Annotated in this window: 5 protein-coding genes; 1 reads left to right on the top strand and 4 read right to left on the bottom strand. The window is 35.1% G+C overall.

What is annotated here, in order from left to right; all coding sequences use genetic code 11:
• Window positions 1-260: 260 nt before the first annotated feature.
• From ACM03V_RS24765 to ACM03V_RS24750, 4 genes are all read right to left on the bottom strand, one after another.
• Complete coding sequence (locus ACM03V_RS24765) at window positions 261-1514, bottom strand: glycosyltransferase (protein WP_414623457.1); 1254 nt, start codon at window positions 1512-1514, stop codon at window positions 261-263.
• 46 nt (window positions 1515-1560) lie between these two features.
• The gene (locus ACM03V_RS24760; RefSeq protein WP_414623456.1) at window positions 1561-2883 is read right to left on the bottom strand and encodes an O-antigen ligase family protein; all 1323 of its coding nucleotides are present in this window, start codon (window positions 2881-2883) and stop codon (window positions 1561-1563) included.
• Window positions 2884-2896: 13 nt separating this feature from the next.
• The gene (locus ACM03V_RS24755) at window positions 2897-4405 is read right to left on the bottom strand and encodes a hypothetical protein (protein ID WP_414623455.1); all 1509 of its coding nucleotides are present in this window, start codon (window positions 4403-4405) and stop codon (window positions 2897-2899) included.
• A gap of 87 nt (window positions 4406-4492) precedes the next feature.
• Complete coding sequence (locus ACM03V_RS24750; RefSeq protein WP_414623454.1) at window positions 4493-5332, bottom strand: glycosyltransferase family 2 protein; 840 nt, start codon at window positions 5330-5332, stop codon at window positions 4493-4495.
• Between the two features lie 181 nt (window positions 5333-5513).
• Here ACM03V_RS24750 and ACM03V_RS24745 point away from each other — a divergent pair, with 181 nt between their 5' ends.
• Entirely contained in the window at window positions 5514-6233 is a 720-nt protein-coding gene (locus tag ACM03V_RS24745) for a metallophosphoesterase family protein (RefSeq protein ID WP_414623453.1), read from the top strand.
• Window positions 6234-6235 lie beyond the last annotated feature (2 nt).

The following is a 6235-nucleotide window of genomic DNA, read 5'->3' as shown; positions in this document are numbered from 1 at the left end:
TCATCTTAGAGAAAAGTTAGAGAGGGTTTATCCGCAGATAATGACAAAAATCAAGGAAGAATACGAGCGTTTAAGGACTTCACCCTTTCATCGGCGTGAGCCGTAAAACGAAAACTGCTGATAATAAATACCAGCAGTTACGTCATTCCAATAGATATAAATGAATTACAAATAGTTAACTCAGTTATGATAATTTTTATATGATTTTGCTCAACACTTATTCTAATTCTAAACTAATGTTGAAATGAAGCGTCACTAAATTAATATCTTAGCATTGCAGTTTTATCAAAATTATTAATACTTCCGTATTCTTGGGCTTGTGAAATTTCAGATTCACAAAAACCAGTTTTGTTAATAATGGCTTTATATATGTGGGTAAGATTACTAGCAATTTGATTGGGACAATAACGATTACTTGCCCAAGTAGAGCCGTTGTTTCCTAATTCTTCTCTTAATTTAGGAGAGCTAAGTAAGTCAGATATACCTTGAAACAAAGCATTAATATTCTCTTCTACTACTAACCCAGTATTAGCTGCAATGATTTCTGGAGCAAGCTGTACACCAGGAGTTACTAATACAGGTTTTCCTGCTGCCATTGCTTCTGCTGTGGCTATACTGAAGTTTTCCGAGACAGAGGGTAAAACGAACATATCTGCACCTTGTAGTAATAAATTCTTTTGCTCGTTTTGCACAAAACCAGTAAATGTAACGCGATTAGTTAAATTCAAAGATATAAGAAGTTGTTTCAAATAGTTGACATAATCCGGTTCTCCAGTGCCTGCAATCAAAAGATGAAAATCTTGAAAATTGGTATTTATAAGATTGAGTGCTTTGATTAACATATCTGGACGTTTGTTATGACGCAGCCGAGAAAGGAATAGTATTATCGGAGTCTGGGGGGAAATGTTGTATTTAGAATGAAGTTGTGCCACCGCTTGGGGATTAATAGCAACTTGAGAGACACCCAAAGGTAATTTGATAATAGGAGCTTTAACACCATAAAAACGTACATCAATCGCTTCAGCTTCCGTTGTACAATGTATCGCTGCTGCATGGTTGAGATTGCGACGTTCAACCAATGTTGAATATACTTGTTTTCTTAGCTTACTTTGAGTTAGCGCCCAAGATGTTAACTGCCCTTGAGTACGAATCGTATAGGGAACATTGTGCCACCTGGCGATCGCCGCAGCGACACTGGGAGCATAAGAGAAAAGATAGTGGTTATCGAGAATGTCATAGTTCTTAATATTTTGCCACAGCCATTTGGTCATAGCAGGAGAAAAGATAAACTCTTTCATCGGTGGCGAAAAGTAAGGTAAAAACCAAACAGGAACTCCTTGGTATTCGATTTTTTGGTATAAAGGAACATCAAGTAATTTTGAACCGTTGTGGTTGGTTGTAACGATTTCTGCTTCAGTTCCGTTGTCTAGTAAAGCTTTAACTAAATTCAAAACTACAGTAGTAGGGCCACCCAATGATGGGCTAATTGAGGGAATTACATGAAGTACTTTCATAAAATAGGAAATTGGGAATAGGGAAATTAAAAGTAAATATACGCAATTAATACTTGCAATCAGTTTGTAAATATGGCAATTTAACTGCCATATAAGCAACTAGCCAACCGGGTAAAGCATGAACTGAACCGATGTTATAAAATCCTGATTCAAAAAAGCAAAGACATAGTTCAGCTAAAAGAGCGGCTCCTAATGCTAATCTGAATTCAAAATGCTCTTTGTTTATATAACCTGAACTCTGTTGAATTTGATAGAAAACTACCGACCATAAAGGAAGAAATGTCAAGAAACTACCAATTAAACCAATTTGGTAGGTTAAACCAAGGTAAGCATTATGAGCGGTTCCTACCCATAAGCTTTCAAAGAAAATGCTTTGAGCAGATTTATGTAATAATAAAGCCTCTTCACTACCCCAACCGTTACCAATTAATATCGAAATTGGTGAAGAGAAAATCTTTTCAATAAACAAAGGCCAAAGTAAATTAGTGCGATAACTTGTAATACCCGCACCTGTAGAAGTAGTTAAATTGTCGTATAATTTTTCAAATAAAGATGATTGCAAAAAATCTACACTTAATATTAACAAAGTGCTAATAGCTATTGTAGCAATGCCATATATCATTAACATTTCTGTACCTTTATATCTCGACCAGCATATCAGGTAGTAAAGTAATAAGATACTCAAAGCAACTAAGGGAGTTCTTGCACCACTGATAATAATCGCAGTAAATATAGTTAGTGTTGGGAGAAACCTTAAAATTCCCCAGTGTTTCTGTCTGGATGAAAACCAGATAGATAAAGGTAAAATAACAATTCCTAGAGCGGCTGTAGCATTTGGATTGAAAAATATACCGCTGGGAGCGCCCATTAAAATAGGAATGACTCTAAGTGCATTTCCAATTAATCCAACAGTGTAAATAACAGTAGCACTGTAAACTAAATTTTTAATAATTGCTGTAGCATCGTCAAAGGAATTAAGTACGCTTTGCACTCCCCAAGTTAAAGATAAATAAGCTAATAGAAAAGAAACTGCTTTAAAAATACCTGTTTGATAAAAGTCTGCTGCATACAGTACCCCATTTATATCGGCATAAGCTGTACTAATTATAATGACTGTAAATACTAAAAAAGCGAAGCGGTCAAAATTATTGCGTTCCCATTTTCCAGAAATAAATACTTTGTTTAAACCATAAACTAATAAAACGATTAATCCTATCCATCTTCCCCAATAAGCAAGTGCTGTTCCAGGAGGAATAATAAAGCTATTGATTGCTAAAGCGAAAGGAAGCCATCCAAATGTAGGCAGCCAATGTAACCATTTTTTGGTTTGTGTTGGATTATTAATTTGTGGTTGATAGGTTTGAGTCACTGAATTTTGGATTTTAGATTTTGGATTTTAGATTAATATATTGATTATGAATTAAATCGGTGGTGAGCATATCTTTATAAACCCGATTTGAATTATTATTTATATTGCCTAGTAAACTCATATATTCAGGAATCTTAACAGAGAAATTTTGTAAAAGCATCGGAGCTATTTCTAAACAAGAAAGCTGCTTTCTATTTTTATTGATGCTAGTGTCTTGAGGGTCGTAAATTAATAGAGAACCGGAATTTACATGATAAGCATTTGTATTAGTTTCATCTTCAATTGAAATATTTTCTAAACCAAGTTTTTCTAAAGATATTAAACGTCCTTTTAATAGTGCAGTTGTAACTTTTTTCTGAGGTAAATTAACCTGACCAAAAATTAAAGCAAATAAGCCGTCTTCTTTTTGAGCAAATTCTATCAATCTCCTTTCTATAGATAACTGACTTAGGCTATTGCCAAATTCTTCAACCCATTGCTCTTTGACAACAATCCCGAATTCAGGGAACATAGCAGGAGTTTGATACCAAGCATCATCGGGAATACCCAAAGCAGACATGAATTTTTCCGAATGGGTTAAATTTAATTGGGTTTTTACCATCCATGCGGTGGTTGCACTCTGTCCCATACTCGATGCTATCCATAATGTATATTCGGGATGATTATCGACGAAACGCACTAGTTGAGTAAAAAACTTTTCAAATTTACTCATTGCAAAATCAATCTCGCCATCATATCTAGAAACCCACTCATCGTTATAGCCAAAATTTTGGTAATCTTGTGGAAATAATGCAGCCCAATAACGATGCATGGATGAAGCTACATGGTTGGTGAAAAAGGTAGCGAAATCTGGCTGAGTGCTTTTGAGTTGTTTGAGGAATAAGTCAAAAGCAAGAACAGCTTGATAAGTGCGTCTGCGATTTTTTCTGTAGGGTTTTAACTGTTCTGTTAGTAATTGTTTTGCTGTGTCGATTAATGTTGGTATTCTTAAACCAAGTTGGGGAAGATGAGCCAATAAGTTTAAGGTGGCTTCTACAGGAACTTTTGTAGAGATATTACGAGATGAATTTCTTGCCATTAACAAGTTGAATTCTTGGAAGATAGAAAGATTTTCTGGAAAGCATTGGCTGTTAGTTGCAAAGCTATCTGGTACGTAAAAGCTATAGTTATCTAAATTATCAGGTAAAGGGTAGCTGTGCAGAGAACCAAAAACCCCAGTTTTAATACCATTGCTCGATAGTATTTGCTCTAGAGGGGGAAACTTTTGATTAATTTTAGTTAGATTCTGATTGAAATGGTAAATGCCGTGATGAGTTGCATCAACACCTCGATGCAATGTAGCCCAGGTTATCCAAGGAGACAGTATTGAATCTACTGCATGAGTTTCGTATTGATAGCATTGGGGTAATTTTTGAGCTAAAGCTGAATTGGGATATTTTTGAGTATAGTAATCGATTATCCGAAAGGGTACTTCGTTTAATTCAAAAAAAATAATTTTTCTACCCAATATTTTTTGATTCATTGAATTTACTCATTTCCCTACTATTTCAACGGATATCTACATACAGTTACGAATTAAGTCAGCTATATAAGTAGCTAGTGCTTAGTTTTAGATGTTTCTTTTAATTGATTCAGCATAAGAAGAATTATAAAATTTGGGAATTGAATTAGCTAGTGGTTGAGGAGATAACGCTGTGTTGTTCCTATAGATATTTTCACAGATTTTTGCGGGATATCTAGCTAAAAGTTTAAAAAAATTGGTTTTAATACCATGTTCCCCACAAGCTTTGATAACCTCTCGATTAGATATCCATCTACAGAGTAGGTTCTTATTACTTGCTCCTCCCGGTCGCATTCTGACTAAAACTTTGGGAAGATAACTGTAAGATATTTGATGAATTTTGATAAATCTCAAAAGTAGCTCATAATCGGCAGCGAGTTGATAATCTGTTTTAAAATAACCATATTTTTCATATACCTCTCGTTTGAGAAAGCAGCTTGTATGAGCCGGTATCCAACCCCAACTTAGTAATTCGGGATTAAACTTTGCCGAACTATAGTACCTAATTACCTGGTGGAGGTTTTGAGGGTTAACGAATACTATATCGCCAAAAATCAAATCAACCTTTGTGCGGATGAACTGTTCCACAACTTCGGAAATTACCTGCTTATGTTGGTAGAAATCATCTGAGTTGAGCAACCCGACAATGTTTCCTGTGGCTAATTTTAACCCTTTATTCATCCCGTCATACATACCTTCATCAGACTCGGAGATAAATCTGTTTATTTTCTTACCGTAGGATTTAATAATATCGACTGTAGCATCTTGGGAACCACCATCAATCACAATATATTCAATATCTGGATAATCTTGACTCAATACCGAATTAATCGCATGGGCAATACTCGCCTCATTGTTACGAACAACCGTAATTATAGATACCTTCACTTTTGCACAAAAATTAATTGAAGCTAAAACTTGTCTAAGTTAACATAAATATCTGGATTAGTGTAGTTTATATTACATAGATATTTTTTTCTTTTGTAACACTTTTTTTGAGAAACTGGTAATTATAATCAAGGTATTTTTGCTAAAATATTTTTCTTTAAGTAAAACAATTTCTTTTAAAATGGCTACAGGTGTACGGCGAATTTTTATCGGTGATGTTCACGGTAACTACGACGGTTTAATGCTTTTGTTGAATACGATATCACCATTAAACAACGACCAAGTTTACTTTTTAGGAGATTTGATTAATAGGGGTGCCAAAAGCGCTCAAGTAGTAGAATTTGTCCGTCAAAGTCCGTATTATTGCGTATTAGGCAATCACGAACAAATGTTTTTAGACTACTTTCAAAGCAAGAAAATTACCAAACAAGTTATTGAAAAAGCTGCTTCTACTTATAAAGAAACCATTAATAGCTACCTGCAATTGGACATTTCTTTGCTACCCGTTCACCTGGAATGGTTTTCCAATTTACCAGTATATCTAGATTTGGGAGACATTTGGGCGGTTCATGCGGGAGTTAATCCCCAACTTTCACTGGATAAGCAAACCCAAAAAGAATTTTGTTGGATTCGTCAACCTTTTTACAGCAGCAGCAAGCCATATTTTCCCGATAAATTGATTATTGCAGGTCATACACCAACTTTTAAATTCGGGGGTGTTGTTCCCGGAAAATTGGTGCAGGGGAACGGTTGGCTGGATATTGATACGGGTGCTTACGATAGCAGAAGCGGTTGGTTAACTGGTTTGGATATGACAAATAGAAAGGTTTATCAAGCTAACGTATTTAGCAGAAAAACTCGCGTTTTAACTTTGGAAGATGTTGTACAAAGGATTGGTTGAGA

It is taken from the genome of Calothrix sp. CCY 0018, assembly GCF_963920925.1.
Lineage (GTDB): Bacteria > Cyanobacteriota > Cyanobacteriia > Cyanobacteriales > Nostocaceae > Rivularia.
Note: the sequence above shows the minus strand (reverse complement) of the source record. Positions and strands in the feature narration are given on the sequence as shown.

What these genes read in the sequence shown, in the direction of transcription:
- ACM03V_RS24745 (WP_414623453.1), top strand. Translation starts at nt 5,514, where the DNA reads ATGGCTACAGGTGTACGGCGAATTTTTATCGGTGATGTTCACGGTAAC.
- ACM03V_RS24765 (WP_414623457.1), bottom strand. Translation starts at nt 1,514, where the DNA reads ATGAAAGTACTTCATGTAATTCCCTCAATTAGCCCATCATTGGGTGGC.
- ACM03V_RS24755 (WP_414623455.1), bottom strand. Translation starts at nt 4,405, where the DNA reads ATGAATCAAAAAATATTGGGTAGAAAAATTATTTTTTTTGAATTAAAC.